Source organism: Alistipes sp. i18-0019-D1, assembly GCF_042852885.1.
GTDB lineage: Bacteria > Bacteroidota > Bacteroidia > Bacteroidales > Rikenellaceae > Alistipes.
Genome location: NZ_AP031424.1, coordinates 2,887,293 through 2,909,019 on the forward strand (window position 1 = coordinate 2,887,293; position 21,727 = coordinate 2,909,019).

Here is a 21,727-nt window from a genome sequence, read left to right on the forward strand (position 1 = left end):
CGTGTTAGTCCAGCAGACTGACCAGCTCTTTCTTCATCTCGTCATCAATCTTGCGGTATCGGGCGAAAGCGCGGCTACCCTCAGAGTGCCCGGACATGGAGGCAATCAGGTTCGGGTCCTTGACCTGCTTGTACAGGTTCCCGATGAAAGTCTTCCTCGCCGTGTGGGTAGTGGCCACCTCGTACAATGGTCTTGCCACATCCTCGCGCGTCTTCGGGTCGAGCACCCTGACCATACGGTCGATTCCCACGTGTTTGAGAATCTCCTTTATTTTCTTGTTGTAGCCGAAATGCGAGAATCTCGGGAGCAGCGCTTCTTCCAGGTCCTTGTACCGCTCCAGTATATCCAGTGCCTTCTGGTTAAGCGGGACACGTACCGTAGTGGCATGTTCCAGCCTGGTCTTCTGTGGGATGTATTCCACACAGCCGCCAACGATGTTCGCCTTGGTAAGCTTGTTCAGATCGCTGACACGGCAACCGATAAGACACTGGAACATGAATATGTCACGGTAGACCGGATAGGTGGCACCCATTCCGCTCAAGTCGGCATAATACACCTTGTCCCGCTCTTCAAGGGTGAGATAGAACGGGTCGCCATACATGGGCTGGGTTATCTGGTACTGGTCAAACGGATTGTTCCTTGTCAGTCCGCGTTTGATGCACCACTTGATGACGGTGCGGATGCGGTAAAGACTGCCTGACATGCTGTTTTCTGAACGTTTCTGCTCGACATTGCGGCGCAGTTCGTTCTGATAGAATACCGGGTACATGTCCACATACCTGTGTTCTTCCTGCATCCAGAACTTGAAATCCCTTATATCGTCTGCTGTAATGGAGTTGATGCAGAGGTGGAATCCGCGCTGGTGCATGACCTCGTGCCGGAAACGCTCGTAGCGCAGCACCTTGTTGAAATTGTCCTGATGATGTTTCATGCTGTCATGGGCAAGCGGAGTCTCGTCGATATATTTCTGAATCTGGTATGACAACAGGTATTCTTCGGCCTTGTTGCCGCCTCTTGCGTTGATGTTGGGGTGGTGGTATTCCTCTATCAGCCCTTTCAGCCAGTTGCCGTCCACGCCACGGTGGTACTCTTTGGTGATAAGGTGGGTTATTTGCTGGATGTCCCTGTCGAAGTTCATCCGCTTCTCTTCCGATACCAGGGCCACACGGGGCTTGTACCCCTGTTTCTCCGCGCTCCAGTGGTTGGGGTTGATGGAAAGTTCGCTTGCAGCCTTGATGTCCACACCGCCAATGTCACGGACACGGAAATAGACACGCGCCAGATCCGTCACGTTGTTCTTGGCAGATGTCTTTCTGATGAATGCCGTCACTTTCATATATGTATCTTTTTTGAGTTTCCTAATTTATCATTTCTACCAGCTTGCGCTTCATGTCGTCGTCAATGGTACGATAACGCCTGAACGCTCTGCTTCCCTCCACGTGTCCCGACATGGAGGCTATCAGGTTAGGGTCGGGGACTTGTTTATAGAGGTTGCCTACAAAGGTCTTCCGTGCCGTATGGCTACTGGCCACTTCATACAAGGGTCTTTGCACGGTATTGTAGCCGTGCGTATCAAGGATTGTCACCATACGGTCTATGCCGCAATGTTTCAGCAGTTCCCGTATGCCAAGATTATAGGTGTGTATGGGCTTGAACGGAAGTAATTTATCCGCATTTGCATCCGCATCATAGCGTTCCAGTATTCTGACCGCCTTTTCATGCAATGGGACCCTGACGGTTTTCGCCTGACACTTCTTGGTCTTTTGAGGCATATACTCCAGAAAACCGTCCTTGATGTTCTCCTTGGTCAACCTGTAGAGATCACCGACACGACAGCCGACATAGCAGTGGAATACAAATATGTCCCGGATGACAACCAGTTTCGGGCTGTCGCTCAGGTCCGCGTCGTACAGGACATTCCTCTCTTCCGATGTGAGGTAGAACGGGTCGCCGTAGGTCGGCTCCTTGCAGCCATAAACAACATAGACTTCGTTGTCGGAATACTTCATTCTCTTGCACCAGTGCAGGAACGTGCAGAAAAGGTTCATGATATTGATGACGGTCGTGTTGGATAGAGGTTTGGGCTTGTGGTTGATGAGCATACGGGGAGTATAAAAGTCAGGATACTCCTGGCGGAGCAGGTACTCGTTGGTGACGTACTCCCTGAAGTCGTTCATCTGCCCCAGGGTGACAGTTTCAACGAAGAGCGTGAAGTCAGTATCGCCCAATAATTCACGCCGGTACTCGTGATACCTGGTCATCGTTCGCTCGAAGCGGACGATGTGTTCCTTGGTTCTTTCCGCGCCGTCATATTTTTCCAGGTACTCGTGGATGCGGTGGAGCAGGTTCGGGTGATCACGCTCGAAAGCTCGCGCGGGATGCAGGACATCCTCGATGACCTGTTTCATCCATTTGCCGTCAGCCTTCTCCGAGAAGGTCTTTTCAGCTCTCTCGATGATGGCGGCGATCTGTTCGGGTACCCGCTTCTGTTCAATGGCCGTCACGGCAGTCGTTCGCCTGTAACATATGGTATCGGCATCCCAATACTTGTCATGGACCGCAATGGGGGAAACCACTTTGATGTCCACGTTCTTCTCCCGTACCCGGAAGCAGATGTTTGAAGTGGTCGCGGAACATTTTTTCAGATAAACGGAAATTTTCATTTGCTATGCCTTTTTGATTACATGACAAAGGTAAATAAATTCCCGGATATGTTCCCATATATCCCGAGGAAACTTGCAACGAATTAAGACAAATTAAAACAAATTAAAAAGTCATTCCCGAATCTGATACCACATAAAGTATTGAATATTAGAGATTATATTTACACTTGTTTAGCTCTTTTTTCATTTTCGGACTTATCTAACTTCTCAAATATCAGATATTGCAGTTCCACTCTTTCTGTTTATCTAAATCAAAAAAATTAACTGTCGCGGTGGTGCTGGAGCGACAACCTAAACTTATTCAATTATGAAAAAGTTGTTTCTTATTGTGGCCGCTATGTTTGCGGCAGTTTCTTTCTCGGCTTGCTCCGATGACAAGGATGATGCGTCCATTGTCGGAGAGTGGCAATTAACCCGTTCTGTCGGTTACGAAATTGAGGCAGGAGAACAGTATGATTTCGACAAGACATTCCCCGATGATGGCTACTACACGGGGTACATTTTCAATGAAGATGGCAAGGGAACGTATTATGCCACATATACAAACTCCGCCACTCCCGAAGAATCAACACCTATTACCTACTCTATTTCGGGAAAGACGCTGACAATAACCGCATCGGGCGATACGCAGACCTTTGAAATCAAAGAGCTATCCTCGGCAAAACTTGTTTTATATGAGAATAATTTAGATGCAGAATATGTCGAAACCACGACTTACAAAAGAGTAAAATAGACTTCTGCATAACTAAGGACAGACTTGTGTCAAAGGGTTAACTTATAGACCCTCTGCACAAGTTTGTCCTTTCTTTTTTTACTTGCATATCTCATAATTTTTTCGTATATTTATATCATAATCAAACATATAATTAACAATATAAATTTTAGCTAAAATGAATAAAACACCAAAAACAGAATGAAAAATCGGCAAACAGAAACAGGATGATTTGCAAATATCCTATATTGCCAAATCCGTAGCCTATAATGATTATGACGGAGTTTGCCTATTTGTTGGGAGAAAAGAAGATGAAACCGTCCCGTTTACCTTTTACTATTTCTTTGCATTGGACATCGACCAGCAGAAACCCGTAAAAATGACATTCCAACGACGAGGGAAGCCGATAGTTTCAATGTCTTGTCCGTTAGACGATATACACGGAGATATAACGCTAATCATGCCTAACGTTATTGAGTTTTCAAATTCCGCAGAGAGCGTAAACTTGTTTGCCGTTCACAACAAGAGTGACGCTGTTAGCTTTACATATACAGCAACGGACGGAACACAGAAAGATTTCAAATTCCCGTTAGTTGGGTTTAATGAAAAGTATTTAAAGCAGTTCATATAAAGATAATCCTCGGCCATGCGGTCGGGGATTTTTTATTTGCAGATTTGGGATTCTGTCAAAATTTTATGAAATTTGATAGAATCTAAAACTTTAAATATATGGACGTAGCAAATAAATACCCTCGTTTTTTAAATCGTCATTATATATTGGCAATAAAGGAAAATTTACAATCGCATTGTTTTGAAAAAACTATAATTACTTGTGGTACAGAATTGGATAAAGAGCGGGCTGAGTTATATGCAATATGCACAGACTGCCGTAAAAGCGTAAAAAATATGCTTGATTATATCAATTCCCGCGTAGAATTAAAACTAGCATATGAATCCTTTAATGGAGATGCTAGGTATAATAGTTTATCAACAGCTTTTGGTGGATTATGTGATTTTGAGTATAACGCTTTTGGCGAAAAACAAAAATGGGGTATCGCAGGTGCAGATTTATCTAATTTAGAATCAACTGATAAAGATATAAAATATAAGTTATTTAAATTGGTATTTCAACACATCATAGCATATAGAAGAGATATTACTATAAAACAGTGTTTGCAAGATGCAAATACTAAATTTGTAACCCATTGTCGCAAAGGATTCAGTACTTCTGAGTATAAAATTAGTAATTCCATTAAAATCATTTTAAAAACAAATTTTGCATATGGCCGATCTAGTTATTTGGGACTCGTTATAATGTATAAAGGGTTACAGATTCTGCCTTGCCATGATCTTGTTTTATTTTGGCATACTAGGATTACTATATTAATGAATTTCAGCAAATCATTTCCATTAATGCCAGATCTGGATAATCCCGAACCATGGGGTTGGGAGGCTGCTGTTAATTATATAGTTGATGCTGTAAATCTAGCTTCTATTAACGAGCAAACTTTTATTGATAGATATATTGTTTCACCATGTGAACAAATGGTAGAACAATTTGAAAAATGGGTAGCTCATAATGATTTTTATATTTTGGATATTTCTTCTGATGATGAGATTAACTTATTTGCAATTAGAGCAGAGCGGATCTCAAGTTCATTAAAATTTATGAATAGTTTACGGAAATTTGAACAAAATCATATCTCTGTGGGACAATTTATTTATAGAATCCAAAAATGTAATGAACAATTAAAGATTCGAATTGAAAAATATTTACCAGATATAATATTACGGATTCCAAAATGTAAATCGGAACTTGAAAAACTGGAATTAACAAGGTTGGAATTAGAGGCAAAGAAGCAATTATTACAAAATGAAGATGGGGTAAATCAGTTGATTAATACAATCAATGATGTTAGAACGCAGATTCGAATACGGAAGAGATTAATTGAAAATACACAATTAATACAACAGAGTTTAAGACAGATTAGGAAATATATAAAATAAAGATTACCAGTATATAATGCAAATATCGCCTAATTATATTGAGGTACTCCAATCTAACGAAATCTTCGTGTTCGGTAGCAACCTCGCAGGTATGCACGGTGGGGGTGCTGCACGGTTGGCATATCAGAAATTCAGGGCTGTCTGGGGACAGGGTGTCGGATTGCAGGGGCAGAGCTATGCCATACCGACCATGCAGGGTGGAGTGGAAACAATCCAGCCCTATGTGGACGAGTTTATCGAGTTTGCAAAGCAACATCCACAACTGAAATTCTTGGTGACGGAAATCGGTTGCGGGATAGCAGGGTTTAGTCCATCCGAGATTGCCCCGCTGTTTGAACAGGCAAGAGAGGTGAAGAATATCTACTTGCCCGAACGGTTCTGGATGGTTTTGAAATGACTTGCGAAAAGGTTGATGTTGGATAGAAAGCGGTTCTAATCGCGGTTGTATGATTGTTTGAGGGCAGAAAAGTTGTAAATTTTCGAGGAAACTTTTGCAAGTTTGAGAAATTTGCTTACCTTTGCACTCGCAATGAAACCGAAATAGGTATCGTTCTTTGCAAAAACGACTGTGTAAACCACGTTGTAAACCGAACTGAAAAGGTCGGGTGTCAGAGAAAAAGATCGAGTTTCGTAATCATTTGTAAACGAGTTTTATAACTCAACAGGATGGTGCCATAGCTCAGTTGGTAGAGCAAAGGACTGAAAATCCTTGTGTCCCCGGTTCGATTCCTGGTGGTACCACTTAAAGATCAGCGACTTGCAGAAATGCAGGTCGTTTTTCTTTTCTTATCGGCGCTCACCGTCATTCTGCGGGAGTATTTCAAATCTTTTATAAGTTTGGCATGACGGGTCGGTTGACCGCCCCGAAAGACGCTGCGGATCATCGGTTCACGGTGTTTCCTGGTCTCCGGCAGACGATTCCCGGTGGACGGATCGGGCCGCGAAATGGGCTTTGCCGCGCATATAGCTCTATATCCGGAAGGCGGGTACACACCGGAATCCGACCGATGAAGATTGAAACGAAAAGTCCCCGGCATCGGCCTTTTCGCTGCCGTTCCGGTTGTTTCCGTTGCTTTATGCAACAAATTATTTATTTTTGTATGTTCTAAAACGTCTGAAAAGTGGTTTAAACCGATTTGTATTCATAATGCTTCCGGCGACTACACGTTTGAAGGTGTCGTTTTAGTCGCTGTGCTACAAGTGTGTAGTAAAAATTGAGTGCATAATTGCGGAAATTTGCATTATGAAACGGCAGCGGCGTAATGATATTTTGGTGGAACAAGTCGTGGATCGGCTGAAAACGGTCCGCCGGGAGAGAGGCCTTACTCAAGAAAATGTCCGGTTCGACACCGACCTGAACATTGGTCGGATCGAAAGCGGAAGGCATAGCATTTCACTGACGACGCTGGCTGATTTGTGTGATTATTACAATGTTCCTCTGGAGGATTTCTTCAAGAAAATAGTGACGCGCTGAACAGTGAAATGAAAGAACCCGGGGAGTGGAGCCTCGGGTTCTGTTTTTTCGTATCGGTGTGTTCAGAGCCGTTTTTCATAAGCCAGCCGTTCTCCGCTTCGGTAGACGACTTTCCCGCAATAGCTGAATCCCGTGCGTTCGAGCAACCGCAGCATGGTCCGGTTGTCGAAGTTGGTGTCGATGCGGAAGGCCTTGACGCCGCGTTCCGACGCGAGCGCCTCCACACGGTGCAGGAACTCTGCCGCCACGCCGCGGCCCCGTTCCCCGTCGGCGACCGCTATGCGGTGCACCAGCACGTACGGTCCGTCGGTGAGCCATTGCCCGTCGATGGCATCATAGACCGGTTCGCCGTCGAACACCACCGCGCCGTAGGCGATCACCGCGAGCGGCCCCTCCACGCCGGGTTTGCACAATACATATCCACGGCTGCGGCCGATGTCCGCCGAAATATGCCCCGGGGCGGGATAGCCGTCCTGCCACTGGCGGCTGCCTGCCGCGTGCATCCGGGCCTGTGCCTGGCGGATGATCTGCATGATGCGGTCCGTTTCGCAGGACTGTGCCTGCCGGAAAATCAATTCGTTGTCCATGCTGCAAAAATAGGAAAATATTTAAGACGCCACACTGTCAGGACATTTTTTCTGGCTTTTCGGCAATTTTGTGCCGTATTTGTGACAATTCGTGACATTTTTTCAGTTTCTCCGAACTGGCATAGGATTTGACCGTATCGGATATGAAAGCGCTTCATAAGAGGCGCGGAGATGAAACGAAATGTTAAACCAAATAAAACCAAGGAGGACAAAACTATGGTACCTGTAAGACGTAATCAGAACTGGCTGCCGAGCATTTTCAACGATTTTCTGGGCAACGACTGGCTTGTCGAACGCCACAACACCACGGCCCCGGCCGTCAACATCATCGAGGACGAAAACGAATACAAGGTGGAAGTCGCCGCACCGGGTATGACCAAGGAGGATTTCAAGGTGCATATCAACGAGGATAACGAGTTGATCGTCACGATGGAGAAGAAAGCCGAGCAGAAGGAGGAAGACAAGAAGAAGGGCACGTACCTGCGCCGCGAGTTTTCCTACACGAAATTCCAGCAGAGCCTGCTGCTGCCCGACAACGTCGTGCGCGAGAAGATCGCGGCCAAGGTCGAGAACGGTGTGATGACCATCGAAATTCCCAAGAAGAAGGAGACGGAAGCCGCCGTTGCAGCCCGCCAGATCGAGGTCAGATAGCCTGCGGCCATTCTATGATGGGAGGGAGAATCCGGAAACGGGTTCTCCTTTTTTTGTGCCGGCCGCGGTGGACGACGGTCCGCTGGCGGTCGGCGGATATACGGAATGACGGAACGTGCGGCCGAAAGGCTGCCCGCCGTTTGTCAGCGTTCGAGGTGGAGAATGGGGTAGGGGCGTCCCGAAGGGTCCAGGGCGTCGCGCGAGACGATGCGAAAGCCCATCCGGGCATAGAATCCTGCGGCCTGCGTGTTCTGCTCGTTCACGTCCACACGCCGCACCCCGCAATGGGTTGTGACGTGCTCCACGAGTTCGCGTCCCAGCCCTTTTCCGTGCGCGGTAGGCGCGACGAACAGCATTTCGAGCCGGTCGGCTTCGACGCCCGCGAAGGCCGCGAAGTGGTTTTCGGAATCCCGTACGACATGGAGTTCCGCCGCCGGAAGCGCCTCTTCACGCACCATGCGGCGGAAAAAGGGGATGTCCTCCGGGGCCAGAAAGTCGTGCGTGGCGCGTACCGATTTCTCCCACAGATCGGTAAGTGCGTCCAGCTCATGCGCTGTCGGAGATGCGAGGCGTTCGGCCATGATTATAAAAGCGTTACGGGTGGTTTGCGCCGGGTGAAACTGCGTGCGAGGGCTGCGGCGAAGGGGGTGTGGAAACTCCGTGCCCCGACCGGACATCCCTTGACGCAGGCGCAGCAGCGGATACAGCGTGCAGGGTCGGTGTGCACCTCGTCGCCCCGTGCGATGGCCTGTGTCGGGCAGACCGCGGTGCAGCGGCCGCAATGGGTGCAGCGGTCGGCATCGCACGCGGGCAGGTAGACGGCGGGGTTTCTCTTCTGCCGGCGGCGGTAGCCCGCGACGAAACGGATGAAGCGCAGCATCGGCACGAGCGGCGTGCGCACGTCCTTCAGTTTCGCGGCGTCGACCGGGGCCGGCGTTCCCGCCGCGAGCTTTTCGCGCACCGCGGCGCCGAACTCCGCGGCCCGGGCGAGATCCTGCGCGTCGGGACGTCCCGCGGCGACGGGGGTTTCGGGGGTGCTGTACGAGTGTTCGCCGACGAATGCCGCGGCGGCCACGGGGACGAATCCCTGCCGGGCGGCCAGCGCGGCCAGCTCCGCGGCGGCCTTTTCGAAGGCCCGGTTGCCGTAGACGGCGATCACCACGGCGGGCGTTCCCGAGCCGCGGAGCGTTTCCAGCCTCTTTGCGGCCGTCGGGGCCACATGTCCCCCGTAGACGGGAGCGGCGATGACCGCCACGGCGCCGGCGGGCAGCACGGCGGACTGTGCCGCAGCGTGTGTCAGGTCGATGGTTTTCAGGGCTTCGGCCCCGGCGCCGGAGGCGATGCCCCGGGCTACAGCCTCGGCGATTTTTCTCGAAGTGCCCGTCGGCGAGAAGACGACGGTGCAGACGGTTTCGGGTTTCATGGCGTTGGGCGTTGACGTTGGATAAAGGTTTCAAAAAGTCGGATGATGCAAAACCGAATTGCGTGCGGTCTGGCATAACCTCTCGACTGGTAAAAGGGTCGTTACGACCCCAAAGGTAATCAAAAATCCCGTGCCTCGGACCTTTTGTTGCAGATTACGGCTCTTTGGCCTATATTTGCCCCGCAACTTTAAATAACAGATTATGAGGATCAAAACTTTTGAAATCCGCGTCGACCCGGCTTTCCGGGAGCACGACGAGCGGACGGTGAACGAATTTCTTTCGGCCGTCCGTGTGCCGCGCCTGCACTGCGGATGCCTGCGCAGCCGCAGTGCATGGATGCTGCTTGTCATTTTCAACGAGGAGACCGCCGACGAATCCGCGATGCGTGCCGCACTGGTCGGCGAGCACCTTCCCGCGGGGTCGGAACTCACGTCCGGGGAGTGCGAACGTTTCGAGGCGCTCCGCGTGTGGCGCGACCGGCGTGCGGCCGAAATGGGCTGCAAACCCTTCGTCGTCGCCTCGAACCGCGACCTGCTCAACGTGGCCCGGAGCGGAGCCGCCTCGCCTGCCGACCTGCTTTCGGTCGCGGGGTTCGGTCCCCGCAGGGCCGAACGCTACGGCGAGGAGATCGTCGCCGTGCTCGGCTCGGCTGCCGACGCGGATTTCGACTGAATGTCCGGAAGCGGGTTCGTGCCGGAAAAACGGGTGCGGATCGGAATTTTTTCATATATTCGTGGCGATACAACTAAATTTTGGGAAAGATGAAAACGAAACTGATTGCCTGCGCGGCGCTGCTGATGACGGCGTGCTGCGGAAGTCCGTCGGCCCGAAAGGCCGCGGCGACGAAGACCGAAGTGAAACACGGCCCGGAAATCGCCCTCGTGGCACCCGACACCGTGGGCGGGACGAGTGTGAACGAGGCGCTGGCCAACCGCCGCTCGTGGCGCGAATATGCGGCCGCACCGCTGACGCTCGAAGAGCTTTCGGGCGTGGTGTGGGCCGCCGCCGGCATCAACCGCCCCGGCACGGACCGTCTGACGGCTCCTTCGGCGCTGGCGCTTTATCCGGTGCGCGTCTATGCGTTTTTCGCCGAGGGCGTCTATTCTTACGACGCCCGGGCGCATAAGCTGGTGCGCGTGCTGGAGGGCGACCGCCGCAAGCTGGCCGGGATGCAGGACTTTGTCTTCACCGCGCCGCTGAATCTGGTTTACCTGGCTGACCGGACGGTATACGAGGGCAGGAACATCCCGGCGGAGCACGTCCGCTACCTCTGCGGGCAGGATGCCGCGGGCTATGCCGAGAATGTCAACCTCTATACGGCGGGGCACGGCCTGCGCTCGATCACGCGCGGCAGCGCCCCCGAGGCGGAACTGCTGGCGGCCCTCGGGCTGGACCCGGCGCGCTATTTTGTGGCGCTGGCGCAGACCGTCGGCAAATAGGCCTCCCGGCCGGTGAGAAGGGCGACCCTGCGAAAGGGCCGCCTTTTTTCGTGCCGTCAGTCGGCCGAGGGGGCCTCGTCTCCGGATTCGGAATTCCGTCCGCGTTCCTCCATCGGAACGACGTAGAAGCCCCTGCCGGGCGTCCATTCGACGCAGAACAGTTTTTCCGCGTCGGGATAGCCCGCCTCCCGGAGGTGGCGTGTGAGCCAGCGTTCGGTCTTGCCGCTGCGCCGGAGCGAGTCGCAGAGGACTTTGCCGCCGTTGACCAGCAGGTAGGATTCGGGCGGCTCGTTGCGGCGGGAGACGGTGATGTGTCCGTTGGTCTCGAAACGCACGTCGTCCACGTCGAACATCGAGAAGATGCCGTTTTCCCGCAGCATCGTCCGGAACTGTTTCATCTCCAGCCCGTTGCGGCGGAATTCGCGCAGCACCAGCTTGCGGTCGCGGACGAGCATCACCGTGTCGCCCCGGATCGCCTTGCGGATGCGGCGGAAACGCATCAGGTAGCGCAGGGCCACGTTCACGGCAGTCCAGACGACGAACGTGAAGACCAGCTGCCAGACCGAGGTCTCGGGGTTGTAGATGACGCCGCCGACCAGGGCGCCCAGTACGAAGGCGTTGACCGAGTCGAGCGGCGTGAGCTGCGCCATCTGGGTTTTGCCCGAGACGCGCAGAAAGAAGATGACGCCCAGCATGCCGGCCAGCAGCTTGACGGCGATCAAAAGGTACATAGGCGAAGGCTTTTTCGGTCAAGACTGCAAATTCCGGGCAAGAATGACGGCCGCTGCCGGGACTTCCGCCGGATGTCCGAAATGTTATTTAGGTCTTTTTGGATAAGTAGTAAAACGGAAACGTTTGGTTTTTCTGTCTGTTTTTAAGTTATTTTGAATTATTGCGAATGATATAGTACATAAAAAAGTGCGGAATGCTGTTTCGGTTTTCCGAAAAAAGTGTAACTTTGTAACTATTATAAGCCTGTCGCGGTTGGGTGTGCGGCGGCGAAAGGCGAATTAAAGCGTATTGATGGATGAAGTGCTGTCCGGGTTCGATTACCTGACATATTATTTCTACCTGCTGTATTATAAATTTATCGGCTATCCGGTGGTGGTGCGCATCTGCATCGCCGTCGTGACGCTGTGTGTGGTTTTCTACCTGTTCCTCGCCCTCTACCTGGTCTACGGCATCTACCGCCGCCAGCGGGAAAAGAGACTTTTCGCACGTATTCACAAACGCTTCTACGAGCCCCTGAAGGAGGTGCTGGGCGACCGCGAAAACCGTTCCGTCGGAGAGATCGCCGGGCTGGTGGAACACGACATCAAGAAGAGCCTGAAACGGCAGGAGATGCGTTTCCTGGTCCAGGTACTCATCCGGATCAAGAGCGAGCTGGGCGACGACAAGGTCAACAACTACAACATGCAGAACGTGCAGGGCGTGTTCAAGGTCGGCAGCTTCTTCGAGCGTGAAATCCAGTTCGGGCGGTCGCGGCGCAAGATTCAGGCCCTGTTGTCGATCCAGTCGGTCAACGGATACGTCTCCGAGGCCGTGCTGGTGCGTTTCCTCTACCACCGCCGCATCGAGCTGCGCCATGCCGCGCGCTTCGCCTACATGTGGCTGAGCCAGAGCAACCCGTTCCGCTTCTTCGACGAGGACGTCACGATGAAGCTCAGCCGGTGGAACATGGCCGAGATCCACATGATCGTGCGCCACCGCGAGAAGATGGGCTTCGTGGTCCCGAGTTTCCTCAAATGGGTCAACAGTTCGGTCGAGGACAACGTGAAGGCCTTCTTCGTGAGCGAGATCAAGCTCTTCGACCAGACGGACAACTGTCCGCCGCTGCTGGAGATGCTCAACACGAAAACCTGGACGCTGCGTAACGAGATCGTGCGCACGCTGGGCGGCATGAAATACATCGAATCCGAGTCGAAGATGGTCGAAATCTACGACGTGCAGCCCGAGTATATCAAACGGAACATCCTCGCCTCGGTGGCCGGCATGCAGACCGGGCAGGCGCTCGGGTTCCTGCACGAGGCCTTCGAACGCGCCGACGACCTGGGTACGAAACTCTGTGCGCTGACCTACCTCTACGATTACGGAGAGTCGGGCCGCGCCCTTTTCGGGCAGCTCGAAACCCTGACGACGGGCTACGCCTCGCAACTCTTCGCCCACGTCAAGAATCCACTAACGAACCGGGCATGAAAGCGATTCTCTTCGATTTTTTCAATTATTTCGTATTTTTCTATACGAGTTTTCTGGCGGTCAGCTTTATCGTCATGATGTTCCTGTCGTTCATCTCGCTCAAACTCCGCAGGAGCTACTACGACGACAACTACGTGCGCAAGGTGTTGAGCGAATCGCCCTATACGCCCGGCGTGTCGGTGATCGCCCCGGCCTACAACGAGGAGAAGACCATCATCGACAACGTCGATTCGATGCTCGGACTGGACTACCCGCTGTTCGAGGTGGTCATCGTCAACGACGGCAGCAGGGACTCCACGCTCGACAAGCTGATCGAACACTACGAGCTGGTCGAGGTTCCGTTCGCCTACATCGAGCGCATCAAGACCCAGCCGTTCCGGCGCGTGCTCAAGTCGACGAATCCGGAGTACCACAGGCTGATCGTCGTCGACAAGGAGAACGGCGGCACGAAGGCCGACGCCTCGAATGCCGGCATCAACGCCGCGCAGTATCCCTACTTCATCTGCACCGACGTGGACTGCATCCTGCGCCGCGACGCCCTCTACCGCTGTATCTGGCCCGTGCTCTCGTCGTCGAAGCACGTGATCGCCGTGAGCGGCACGATGCGCATGGCCAACGGCTGCAAGATCGAGAACGGGCAGGTGGTCGAGGTGCGGCCGCCCCATACGCCGATCCCGCTGTTCCAGAATCTGGAGTACATGCGCTCCTACCTGGTGGGCAAGATGGGGTGGTCGGCGATCAACGCCATGCCCAACGTCTCGGGCGGATTCGGGCTTTTCGACCGTCAGATCGCCATCGCGGCAGGCGGTTACGATCCGATGTCGTTCGCCGAGGACATGGACCTGCTGGCCCGCATGGTGGGTTACATGTGCGACTTCTCGCGCCCCTACAAGGTCGTGCAGGTCCCCGAGACCTGCTGCTGGACCGAGGGGCCTCCGAACCTCGTGGTGCTCTACCGCCAGCGTACGCGCTGGGGCCGCGGGCTGTTCCAGGCGCTGATGATCCACCGCAAGATGATCTTCAACAAGACCTACCGCCAGACGGGGCTCGTCACGCTGCCCTACATGGTCATCTTCGAGTTTCTGGCCCCGATCATAGAGGCCACGGGATTCATCCTGTTCCTGTTTCTGGCCTTCACCGGAGCCGTCAACTGGCACACGATGTGGGTGATTTTCCTGGCCATCTACCTTTTCTGCCAGTTCCTCTCGCTGGTGGTCGTCGCCTACGACTATTATCTGGGCACGCTCTACCGGCGGGGTTACGAATATATCTGGATCATTGCCGCGTCCATCCTCGAACCGTTCATCTACCACCCGCTGATCACCTTCTTCTCGCTGAAAGGTTATCTCAACCACCTCATGTCCCGCGACTACAAGTGGGGTAAGATGACCCGCAAGGGATTCAGCCAGCGCGAGGAGCCGGTTCCGGTGGACAGGCCGAAGGTTCCCCCTCCCTCGCCTGGCGGGATTTCCGGCAATGATCTCTAAACCCTGTGGACAGTATGAAGAATTCGATACGAACCTTGACAAGATTCCTGTTTGCGGGCTGTGTGTGTCTACTGGCCCTGGCGCCCCGGCACGCCGTAGCGCGGGACATGACGCCGGAAGAGTACGCCGAAAAGGTCCGGGACTATTTCTCCGAAGAGCAGTGGGAGGAGGGCAAGCAGTTGCTCGACGAGGGTCTGGCCAAGTACGACCTCGCCTCGAACCTGCAATACCTGATGGGCAGATACTGGTTCCACGGGCAGGACTACGACAAGTCGCGTTACTATCTGCTCAAGGCCGTCGACCTCAATTACGACAACGTCGAGGCCAAGCAGCTGCTGGTCGACGTCGAGGACATCACGCAGAACTACTCCAGCGCCATCTGCTTCGTCAACGAACTGCTGGAGGTGAATCCCTATTGGCGGGGGTTGTGGCGGCGTAAGATCGACCTTTACCGCAAGCAGGGCAACCACGTAGAGGCCGACCGGCTGCTCAAACGCATCAACCAGATCTATCCGCAGGACACCGTGCTGCACAGGGACCTGGTCTACTCGATGGAGCTGAATTATCAGCGTCAGAAGCGCGCCGGGGATCGGAAAACGGCCATCCTGACGCTTGAGGAACTGCTGAAAAGCGTTCCCGACAACGAACAGTATTACCTCGACATCATCAACCTGCACCTGCAGGAGGGCGAGCAGGAGCAGGCGCTGGCCTGGACTTCGCGCGGATTGGCGGCCCTGCCGGGCAGCGTGACGCTGGTCTACAAGAAGGTCGGCATTCTGAGCGAGATGAACCGCCATCCCGAGGCGCTGGCCTTCATGCGCGACCGCATGCGGAGGCGGAGCACGCCCGAGCTGCAACGGCTTTACAGTACGCTGGTGCTGGACGCTGCGCGCGCCGAGCGGCAGCGCGACCCCTACGTGCTCTACGGCACGGCCTTCGAGCGCGGCGACCACAGCCGCGAGGTGGTCGACTACCTGCTCAATACCTCGATGCTGCGCGGCTACAACGACGACGCGCTTTTCTACCTGCGCGAGATGCGCCGTTACTACGGCGACGACAAGCCGCTGTTATATAAGGAATACCTGATCTACCGCAACATGGGCGAGGAGCGGCAGGCCTTCAACCGGCTGACGCTGCTCTGCGAACGCTATCCCGGCGACGGGGAACTGACCGATGCGCTGTGCCGCATGCAGTTGCAGCGCGCCGACCGCCTGATGGAGCAGGAACTCTACACCGAGGCGCTGCCCGCCGCGATGTTCGTCACCCGCCAGCGGACCGACGCGGAGACGCTCCGCGCGGCGTGGGAGAAGGTACTCTCTTGCCGGATCCGGATGAAGCGTTACGACGACGCCATGGCGACTCTGGACACGCTTGCGACGCGCTTCCCGGATACCGAGAACCTCGTCGGCAAGCGGGCGTACGTGCTCGACCGCATGGGCCGCACCTCCGAGGCGATGTACCTCTACCTGGGGGCCATCGGGCGCGCCGATCCCCAGATGCGCGACTTCTACGTGGCGGGTTATGCCGACATCGCCATTCCCTACATCAGGCAATGCCTCGACGAGGGCGCCACGGCCCATGCCTTCGCGGAGGCCGACCAGCTGCTGGCGCTGGACCCCTCGAACGACCTGGCGCTGCGCTACGCCATCAACGCCGCCGCGCAGATGGGCCGCGACGACGTGTTCCGCGAATATACCGACCGGGGGCTGGAACGCCATCCCCGCGAGCCGTTCTATTTGGCCAAGAAAGCCGCGTCGCTCGACGCCGAGGGGAGGTACGAGGCTTCGATCGAGCTGATCCGGCCCGTACTGTGGGACTATCCGGGCAACCCCCAGCTGACGGGGGCGCTCTCGCAGAGCAGCGAATACCGGGCGCTGGACCTGACCCGCAGGGGGCGTCCCGACGAGGCGCTGACGGTGCTCGACACGGCGCTGCACTACGACGCCCGGAACAAGTCGCTGCTCTATGCCAAGGGACTCGCCTACGAGAAGAAAAAGGAGTACGGGCTGGCCTATTTCTACCAGCAGAACTACGAGCCTTCGGCCGCCGAACACTATGCCTTCAACCGCCACCTCAAGGGGCTGCGCTACGGGATGCTCCGGAACGAAATCGGGCTGGAGTACCTCCAGTCGCGCTACGGCGACGAGGATGCCATCCAGTCCGTCGCCACGCTGCAATATTCGCGCAAACAGCCCGGGAACACCTATACGGGGCGCGTCAACTATGCGGGCCGCAACGGCGAGCGCGAGGAGGACATCAATGCCAACGCCACCTCGTTCGACGGCGGCGGCGTGGGCGTCCAGCTGCAGGGCGAGTGGATCCACAAGTTCCCGCGCGACTGGCAGACGATGGTCAACCTCGCGTGGTCCGACCGGTATTTCCCCGCCTGGATGGCCAACGCCTCGCTGACCAAGTTCTTCCGCCGCGACTGGGAGGCGGAGGCCCGCGTCGGCTACCGCCGGCTCGACGGACGCAACCTCTGGTCCGTGGGACCGGGCGTCGCGAAGTTCCTCGGTCCGGTGTGGCTGAACGGCAAGTGCGATTTCTTCGTCATCGACTCGAAATTCTACTACAACGCGATGGCCCAGGTGCGCTATTACCCGGTGGACGACGGCCGGTCGTATGTCGTGGGCATGGCGGGCATCGGTTCGGCTCCCGAACTGTCGGTGCTCGACCGGGCGCTGCCGGGAACTTTCGACCACGCCAATACGATGGTGGGCATGGGCGGTCAGTATATGTTTACGCCCAACCTCACGCTGGGGCTGCTCGGCACGTGGTACACCTATTATACCGAAAAACGCCTGGGTTACGATACGATTCAGACCCGTTATAAAAACATGTACAATATTTATGTGCAGTTGTATATCTCGTTCTGAAAGGTTGGCGGCCGTCTTTTGCGCGACGCTGTGTCTGCTCCTCGCCGGGGCGGGCTGCTCCGCGGCGGCGCTGTCGCCCGCGGAGTGCGGGGGCTATGCGGTCGCGCCTGCCGACGACGCCTCGAAGCAGGACGCACGCTGGGCCGGATACCTGCGCGATCACCTGCGGCGGCGCGCCGAAGGCGGCATCCGGACGGTTCCGGACGAAGGGACCGGCGACCGGGAGCTGTTCGGGCTGACGGTGCGGATCGACACGCTGCTGAAAGGCGATTTCCGCGTCGAGCGCAGCCGCCGGGGCGTGCTGATCGCAGCCCGCGACGAGCGGACGATGCTCTGGCTGCAATACCAGCTGATGAAATCGCTCGCCGGGGAGGACCGGCGCATCGACGCCGCGGACTTGCCGCCCGCGGCGGTCGGACTGCGCGATACGGCGGGGCGGTTCGCATTCGCATACCGGGCGGTCTATACCCCTGCGGCGCAGGATGACGACCTGGCCGGAATCCTTTCGACGGACAATGTGGAGACCGGATGGGGACTTTGGGGCCACCAGCTGGACCGCGTGCTGGCGGACGCTCCGAAGGAAGTCTTCGCCACGGTCGGCGGCGAAACCTGCGACGGGCAGTTCTGCTTCTCGTCCGACGAGACTTTCCGCCGCATCGAGAAGTACGTTGCGGACAATTTCGGCGAGGGCGGCACGCTCCCGGCGCGGTTCGTGATCGCGCCTGCCGACAACGACGCCATCTGCACCTGCGAGGCCTGCTCGGCTGCGGGCAATACCTCCCGGACCGCGACTCCGGCCGTGATGCAGATGCTCGGGCGGCTGGCCGCGCGTTTCCCGCACCATACGTTCTTCACGCTGGGTTACCTCTCGACCGGGGAGCCTCCCGCCGTGCGGATGCCCGCCAATACGGGGGTGATCGTCAGCGCGATGGGACTGCCGCTGTCGGCCGGCGCCCTGAAATCCGCTTCGGGGAAGAAGTTCGCCGCGCGGCTCGATGGCTGGAAGGACGTTACCGACAACGTTTACATCTGGGATTACATCCAGAATTTCGACGACTACCTCACGCCCTTTCCCGTGCTGGAACGGATGGGCGAACGGCTGCGGTTCTACCGCGACAAGGGCGTGGAGGGCATTTTTCTCAACGGCAGCGGTTACGACTACGTGCCTTTCGACGATGTGCGGACCTATGTGCTCGCGTCGTTGCTGCGCGATCCCGGCCAGCCGGTCGGGACGTTGATGCGGCGTTATTTCGCCGCGAATTACCCGAAGTCGGGCGACCTGCTGGCGGGGTTCTGCGTGCAGGCCGAACGGCGCGCCGCGGCTTCGGCGAGGGCGCTGAATCTCTACGGCGGCATCCGCGATGCGGAGGCTTCGTGGCTCGATGCCGCGAAGTTCGCCGCCTTCTACGACGAACTGGGGCGCGTCCTTCCCACGGCGAAGGGCGCCGAGCGGCGGCAGCTGCACGAACTGCTGACGGCCTTGAGCTACTCGCGGCTCGAAGTGGCCCGCAACCACGCCGCCGGACCGTCCGGATGTATGGAGCGCAGGGGCGGGAGTCTCCGCGTGAGGCCGCAGGCCGGGCAATGGCTCGCGGCGTTGGAGGAGTGCGCCTCCTTCGCCGGCATGAAACACGTCGGCGAATCGGGACTCCCGGTCGGGGAGTATCTCGGCGCGTGGCGCAGCCGCATTTTCCAGGCTGAAACGGTGTCGAACCTGCTGCCGGACACCGGGTTGAAGGCCGTTTCGAGGCCCGACGAAGGCTATGAGGACCTCGGGGTGCTGACCGACGGGGTGCGCGGACTGCCGGTCGGATATCACTACGGCTGGCACATCAGTTCGGCCGACCTGGAGGTCGAAATACCCGCCGGGGCGGCTTCCCGGGCGCAGCGGTTCGAAATGTCGTTCCTCGACATGCCCCGCCACCGTCTCCGTGCGCCGCGGAGCGTGGAGGTTTACAAGGACGGCGCGTTGTACCGGGCCTTCGTGCCGAAGCCCGACGCCACGGGGCGGATCTTCACGGTTTCCGGTCCCGTGGACCTCTCGGGCGCGGAGCGGATAACGGTCCGCGCGCTGCGGCCCGAAGGCGGGCGCACGCAGCTTGCGGCCGATGAAATTTACTTGATTCCGTAGTTATGCGAAAAAGCGGTTTGACATACGCCGTGCTGCTCCTCGCAGCCATGCTCGTTTCCTCCTGCAGCAAGCGGGTGCAGCCGACCTCCGTCGAGGCCAAAGATCCTGTGCGGCACTATTTCCCGATTTTGCAGGGGCAGAAACTCGAACTGATGTTTCCGGTGACCAATACGGGCGAAAACCCGCTGGTGATCCATGAGATACAGACCTCGTGCGGATGCCTCGTCGCCGACCGCAAGTCGCGCATCATCGTGCCCCCGGGGCGTACGCAGCATATCCGCCTGACGTACGACAGCAACAAGAACGTCGGCGCGGTGGAGCATACCGTCTGGGTTTACGGCAACATCCTCCCGGCGGGAGTCCTGAAGCTCCGCTTCGACGTCAATGTCGTGCCCGATGCGGCCTACACGCGCGATTACGAGGAGCTGTTCCGCGAGCACAACCTCAAGAACGGCATCGTGAAGGAGCTGGTCGACGGCAAGGAGGCGGAAAAAGGTTATTATGTCGATGGAAGCTATGAAGATGCACGTCAATAGAATGTTCCGGATCGCGGCGGCCCTGCTGCCGCTCTTGGCTGCCGGCTGTTCGGACCCGGACGAAGGTCCCGGCAAGCCGCTCGAAATCACCCTCTCGGCACAGACGCTCGAATTGGAACACAGCGAGACGGGCTGCCTGCGCTTCGCGCTCACGCCCTGGAACGATGCGTGGAGCGTTTCCCGCGTCGAAATCACGGCCGCACCCGGCGGATCGTTCACCTCGGGATGCACGGTGACGGGGTGGAGCGGGCCGGTGGGCGGGCAGTTCTCGCTCTTCGTCACCGACCCGGCGACGGGGCAGGCCTACGACGAGCGGGTGTGTCTTACGGTGGAGATCGGCGGACAGCGGATGACCTCCGAACCGTTCACGCTCCGAAGTTCCCCGGCGGCGGCCGCCGGGCTGCCCGTGATCTATGTCACGGCTTCGGCTCCGGTCGAGGACACCGACACGTGGATCGCCGGGGCGATCCGCATCGAGGGCAACGGCGGGTTCGACGATCTGCCCGAGATGGCGGCCGAGGTCAAGGGCCGCGGCAACTCGACGTGGAACTGGGAGAAGAAGCCCTATGCGCTGAAACTCTCGAAGAAGACCGAAATACTGGGCATGCCGAAGCACAAACGCTGGTGTCTGATCGCCAACTACATGGACCGGACGCTGATGCGCAACCGCGTGGCGCATTACGTGGCGTCGCACACCTCGCTGCAATGGACGCCCCGCACCCGTTTCGCGGAGGTGTGGTTCAACGGCGAATACCTGGGCAACTACTTGGTCGTCGAGCAGATCAAGATCGACGAAAACCGTCTCAATATCGACGAACTGACCACCGACGACAACGAGGGCGATGCCCTCACGGGCGGCTATCTGCTCGAAATGGACTCCTATTTCGACGAGATGAACAAATTCCGTTCGTCGTATTCCGACATGCCGGTCAACATCAAGTCGCCCGACGAGTCGATCACCGCGGCGCAGTTCCGGTATATCCGCACCTACTTCAACGAGGCCGACAACCTGCTTTTCGACAAGGATTACCGCGATCCGGCGGCGATGTTCGACATCGGGTCGTTCGTCGACTACTGGATCGTCAACGAGCTGATGGGCAATCAGGAGATCAAGCATCCCAAGAGTTTTTACATCCACAAGCCCCGCGGGGGCAAGCTGACGGCGGGGCCGGTCTGGGATTTCGACTACGGCACGCTGACGCTCGCCGACGCCGAACGGTGGATGGTCCGGGAGAGCAGCATGTGGTATTCGCGGCTGTTCCAGAGCCGTGCGATCCGCCGGCAGGCGCGCGAACGCTGGGAGGCGCTCTATCCGTTCCTCGCCACCGTGCCCGACTACATCGAGGCGCAGCGTGACTATATCTCCGACTCGGCTCACCGCAACCTGGCGCGCTGGCCCGAGATCAAGATTTCCGATGCGGAGGTACAGATGCCCAACGGCGACGAACTGCTCACGTTCGACGAGGCCGTCGACCGCCTGAAAGCCAGCTATTCGATGCGTCTGGCGTGGCTCGACGCCCGGATCCGGAGCTGGTGACGCCCGC

General features: G+C 56.4%; 19 protein-coding genes and 1 tRNA gene. 14 read left to right on the top strand and 6 right to left on the bottom strand.

Annotation, left to right across the window (positions count from 1 at the left end; genetic code table 11):
* Window positions 1–4 precede the first annotated feature (4 nt).
* A complete protein-coding gene (locus ACGHP5_RS12060) occupies window positions 5–1,336 on the bottom strand; it encodes a site-specific integrase (RefSeq protein ID WP_390566977.1) in 1,332 nt (443 codons plus the stop codon).
* 22 nt (window positions 1,337–1,358) lie between these two features.
* Entirely contained in the window at window positions 1,359–2,663 is a 1,305-nt protein-coding gene (locus tag ACGHP5_RS12065) for a site-specific integrase (protein WP_390566979.1), read from the bottom strand.
* A gap of 307 nt (window positions 2,664–2,970) precedes the next feature.
* Here ACGHP5_RS12065 and ACGHP5_RS12070 point away from each other — a divergent pair, with 307 nt between their 5' ends.
* From ACGHP5_RS12070 to ACGHP5_RS12090, 5 genes are all read left to right on the top strand, one after another.
* Window positions 2,971–3,396 carry a lipocalin family protein gene (locus ACGHP5_RS12070; RefSeq protein WP_337756031.1) on the top strand — a complete coding sequence of 142 codons (426 nt, stop codon included), beginning with the start codon at window positions 2,971–2,973 and terminating at the stop codon, window positions 3,394–3,396.
* Between the two features lie 708 nt (window positions 3,397–4,104).
* On the top strand, window positions 4,105–5,382 hold the full coding sequence (locus tag ACGHP5_RS12075; RefSeq protein WP_337756032.1) for a hypothetical protein: 1,278 nt from the start codon (window positions 4,105–4,107) through the stop codon (window positions 5,380–5,382).
* A gap of 16 nt (window positions 5,383–5,398) precedes the next feature.
* On the top strand, window positions 5,399–5,779 hold the full coding sequence (locus tag ACGHP5_RS12080) for a hypothetical protein (RefSeq protein ID WP_337756033.1): 381 nt from the start codon (window positions 5,399–5,401) through the stop codon (window positions 5,777–5,779).
* Window positions 5,780–6,050: 271 nt separating this feature from the next.
* Window positions 6,051–6,123, top strand: a tRNA-Phe gene (locus tag ACGHP5_RS12085).
* Window positions 6,124–6,625: 502 nt separating this feature from the next.
* Window positions 6,626–6,856: a helix-turn-helix domain-containing protein gene (locus ACGHP5_RS12090; RefSeq protein WP_290533863.1), complete on the top strand. Its 231-nt coding sequence runs from the start codon at window positions 6,626–6,628 to the stop codon at window positions 6,854–6,856.
* A 62-nt stretch (window positions 6,857–6,918) separates the two neighbouring features.
* On the opposite strand, the gene ACGHP5_RS12095 is transcribed toward ACGHP5_RS12090, so the two are convergent.
* A complete protein-coding gene (locus tag ACGHP5_RS12095) occupies window positions 6,919–7,443 on the bottom strand; it encodes a GNAT family N-acetyltransferase (protein ID WP_390566982.1) in 525 nt (174 codons plus the stop codon).
* 216 nt (window positions 7,444–7,659) lie between these two features.
* Here ACGHP5_RS12095 and ACGHP5_RS12100 point away from each other — a divergent pair, with 216 nt between their 5' ends.
* Window positions 7,660–8,094 (top strand): Hsp20/alpha crystallin family protein, encoded by a 435-nt coding sequence (locus ACGHP5_RS12100; RefSeq protein ID WP_277089487.1) that lies wholly within the window; start codon window positions 7,660–7,662, stop codon window positions 8,092–8,094.
* A gap of 143 nt (window positions 8,095–8,237) precedes the next feature.
* On the opposite strand, the gene ACGHP5_RS12105 is transcribed toward ACGHP5_RS12100, so the two are convergent.
* Window positions 8,238–8,675, bottom strand: a complete 438-nt coding sequence (locus tag ACGHP5_RS12105) for a GNAT family N-acetyltransferase (protein WP_390566985.1) — start codon at window positions 8,673–8,675, stop codon at window positions 8,238–8,240.
* Between the two features lie 2 nt (window positions 8,676–8,677).
* Entirely contained in the window at window positions 8,678–9,517 is an 840-nt protein-coding gene (locus tag ACGHP5_RS12110) for a 4Fe-4S binding protein (protein WP_390566987.1), read from the bottom strand.
* Window positions 9,518–9,719: 202 nt separating this feature from the next.
* Here ACGHP5_RS12110 and ACGHP5_RS12115 point away from each other — a divergent pair, with 202 nt between their 5' ends.
* Both ACGHP5_RS12115 and ACGHP5_RS12120 read left to right on the top strand, forming a co-directional pair.
* Window positions 9,720–10,190 carry an HRDC domain-containing protein gene (locus ACGHP5_RS12115; protein ID WP_290533867.1) on the top strand — a complete coding sequence of 157 codons (471 nt, stop codon included), beginning with the start codon at window positions 9,720–9,722 and terminating at the stop codon, window positions 10,188–10,190.
* Between the two features lie 89 nt (window positions 10,191–10,279).
* A complete protein-coding gene (locus tag ACGHP5_RS12120; protein WP_390566989.1) occupies window positions 10,280–10,957 on the top strand; it encodes a nitroreductase family protein in 678 nt (225 codons plus the stop codon).
* Window positions 10,958–11,013: 56 nt separating this feature from the next.
* Here the strand turns inward: ACGHP5_RS12120 and ACGHP5_RS12125 are convergent, their stop codons facing one another.
* Window positions 11,014–11,688, bottom strand: coding sequence for a DUF421 domain-containing protein (locus ACGHP5_RS12125; protein ID WP_390566991.1), 675 nt, complete (start codon window positions 11,686–11,688; stop codon window positions 11,014–11,016).
* 292 nt (window positions 11,689–11,980) lie between these two features.
* On the opposite strand from ACGHP5_RS12125, the gene ACGHP5_RS12130 reads away from it, so the two are divergent.
* The 6 genes from ACGHP5_RS12130 to ACGHP5_RS12155 are packed head-to-tail and all read left to right on the top strand — an operon-like array spanning window position 11,981 to window position 21,720.
* On the top strand, window positions 11,981–13,153 hold the full coding sequence (locus ACGHP5_RS12130) for a HEAT repeat domain-containing protein (protein WP_390566993.1): 1,173 nt from the start codon (window positions 11,981–11,983) through the stop codon (window positions 13,151–13,153).
* Complete coding sequence (locus ACGHP5_RS12135; RefSeq protein WP_390566995.1) at window positions 13,150–14,640, top strand: glycosyltransferase family 2 protein; 1,491 nt, start codon at window positions 13,150–13,152, stop codon at window positions 14,638–14,640. Before ACGHP5_RS12130 ends, ACGHP5_RS12135 begins: the two co-directional genes overlap by 4 nt.
* 14 nt (window positions 14,641–14,654) lie before the next feature.
* A complete protein-coding gene (locus tag ACGHP5_RS12140) occupies window positions 14,655–17,516 on the top strand; it encodes a tetratricopeptide repeat protein (protein WP_390566997.1) in 2,862 nt (953 codons plus the stop codon).
* 4 nt (window positions 17,517–17,520) lie between these two features.
* Window positions 17,521–19,647 (top strand): DUF4838 domain-containing protein, encoded by a 2,127-nt coding sequence (locus ACGHP5_RS12145; RefSeq protein WP_390566999.1) that lies wholly within the window; start codon window positions 17,521–17,523, stop codon window positions 19,645–19,647.
* Between the two features lie 2 nt (window positions 19,648–19,649).
* Entirely contained in the window at window positions 19,650–20,183 is a 534-nt protein-coding gene (locus ACGHP5_RS12150; RefSeq protein WP_390567001.1) for a DUF1573 domain-containing protein, read from the top strand.
* Window positions 20,149–21,720, top strand: a complete 1,572-nt coding sequence (locus ACGHP5_RS12155) for a CotH kinase family protein (protein WP_390567003.1) — start codon at window positions 20,149–20,151, stop codon at window positions 21,718–21,720. Before ACGHP5_RS12150 ends, ACGHP5_RS12155 begins: the two co-directional genes overlap by 35 nt.
* The last annotated feature ends 7 nt before the right edge of the window (window positions 21,721–21,727 follow it).

Bases quoted from the DNA above. Each gene is read 5' to 3' on its own strand.
- ACGHP5_RS12110 (WP_390566987.1), bottom strand. From the start codon at position 9,517: ATGAAACCCGAAACCGTCTGCACCGTCGTCTTCTCGCCGACGGGCACT.
- ACGHP5_RS12130 (WP_390566993.1), top strand. From the start codon at position 11,981: ATGGATGAAGTGCTGTCCGGGTTCGATTACCTGACATATTATTTCTAC.
- ACGHP5_RS12155 (WP_390567003.1), top strand. From the start codon at position 20,149: ATGTCGATGGAAGCTATGAAGATGCACGTCAATAGAATGTTCCGGATC.
- ACGHP5_RS12125 (WP_390566991.1), bottom strand. From the start codon at position 11,688: ATGTACCTTTTGATCGCCGTCAAGCTGCTGGCCGGCATGCTGGGCGTC.
- ACGHP5_RS12100 (WP_277089487.1), top strand. From the start codon at position 7,660: ATGGTACCTGTAAGACGTAATCAGAACTGGCTGCCGAGCATTTTCAAC.
- ACGHP5_RS12135 (WP_390566995.1), top strand. From the start codon at position 13,150: ATGAAAGCGATTCTCTTCGATTTTTTCAATTATTTCGTATTTTTCTAT.
- ACGHP5_RS12120 (WP_390566989.1), top strand. From the start codon at position 10,280: ATGAAAACGAAACTGATTGCCTGCGCGGCGCTGCTGATGACGGCGTGC.
- ACGHP5_RS12070 (WP_337756031.1), top strand. From the start codon at position 2,971: ATGAAAAAGTTGTTTCTTATTGTGGCCGCTATGTTTGCGGCAGTTTCT.
- ACGHP5_RS12065 (WP_390566979.1), bottom strand. From the start codon at position 2,663: ATGAAAATTTCCGTTTATCTGAAAAAATGTTCCGCGACCACTTCAAAC.
- ACGHP5_RS12060 (WP_390566977.1), bottom strand. From the start codon at position 1,336: ATGAAAGTGACGGCATTCATCAGAAAGACATCTGCCAAGAACAACGTG.
- ACGHP5_RS12105 (WP_390566985.1), bottom strand. From the start codon at position 8,675: ATGGCCGAACGCCTCGCATCTCCGACAGCGCATGAGCTGGACGCACTT.
- ACGHP5_RS12150 (WP_390567001.1), top strand. From the start codon at position 19,650: ATGCGAAAAAGCGGTTTGACATACGCCGTGCTGCTCCTCGCAGCCATG.
- ACGHP5_RS12140 (WP_390566997.1), top strand. From the start codon at position 14,655: ATGAAGAATTCGATACGAACCTTGACAAGATTCCTGTTTGCGGGCTGT.
- ACGHP5_RS12115 (WP_290533867.1), top strand. From the start codon at position 9,720: ATGAGGATCAAAACTTTTGAAATCCGCGTCGACCCGGCTTTCCGGGAG.
- ACGHP5_RS12080 (WP_337756033.1), top strand. From the start codon at position 5,399: ATGCAAATATCGCCTAATTATATTGAGGTACTCCAATCTAACGAAATC.
- ACGHP5_RS12090 (WP_290533863.1), top strand. From the start codon at position 6,626: ATGAAACGGCAGCGGCGTAATGATATTTTGGTGGAACAAGTCGTGGAT.
- ACGHP5_RS12095 (WP_390566982.1), bottom strand. From the start codon at position 7,443: ATGGACAACGAATTGATTTTCCGGCAGGCACAGTCCTGCGAAACGGAC.
- ACGHP5_RS12075 (WP_337756032.1), top strand. From the start codon at position 4,105: ATGGACGTAGCAAATAAATACCCTCGTTTTTTAAATCGTCATTATATA.